A 767-nucleotide genomic window follows, 5' to 3' on the forward strand; every position below is an offset into this window, starting at 1 on the left:
AGAGATGATTAAAGAATTCATACCTCATTCTTTCTTGTGCTTCTTTGAATTTTAAGCTTTTTTGTTTCATTGCTTCTTGTGTTTGTGTGAATTTTAAGCCTTCTTGTGAATTTATAATTAAGTTCTCATCAATGTTGAGTGTCTGTGAATTTCTTTGTGAATTTAAGCTTTCATCGCTGTTTAATGTTTGTGAGCTTTTTTGTGAATTTATAATTAAGTTCTCATCTTTATTTAATGCCTTTAAGCCTTCTTGTGAATTTAAAAACTCATCTTTATTTAATGCTTGTGAGCCTTCTTGTGAATTTATTAAGCTATCCTTGAATTTTAAACCTTCTTGTTTCATTGCTTCTTGTGTTTCTTTGAATTCTAAGCCTTCTTGTGAATTTATTATTAGCTTATCATAGCTATTGAGTGTTCGTGAGTCTTCTTGTGAATTTAAGCTGTCCTCACTGTTTAATGCCTTCAATGCTTTTTGTGTAAGCCTTGCTAAGCTAGTTTCGTTTAAGCTTATAAGCTTATTAGTATGATAAGCTTGATTTAAAAGGCTTTGTGAATTTTCTATGAACTTACAATTTTTATCCACTCTTTTTCCGTCTAGGGTATTACTAAGCCCTATTTGAGTATCCTTGCTTAAGGCTACATTGGCAAGATACTCTCCTCCTACATTCACCATCTTAGCAAGGGCTATGTTTTGAGTATGAGTCTTTTGAATGCTCTCCACATAGCTTCCCTCAACAAAAGAGTTTTTATTATTAGCAATCTTTTGA

At 31.8% G+C, this 767-nt stretch carries 1 pseudogene; it reads right to left on the bottom strand.

Annotation, left to right across the window (positions count from 1 at the left end):
• Positions 1-721, bottom strand: a pseudogene (locus DMC01_RS12670) (hypothetical protein); the annotation flags it as partial.
• Positions 722-767: the final 46 nt, after the last annotated feature.

Origin of the sequence: Campylobacter troglodytis (assembly GCF_006864425.1) — a bacterium.
Classification (GTDB): domain Bacteria; phylum Campylobacterota; class Campylobacteria; order Campylobacterales; family Campylobacteraceae; genus Campylobacter_D; species Campylobacter_D troglodytis.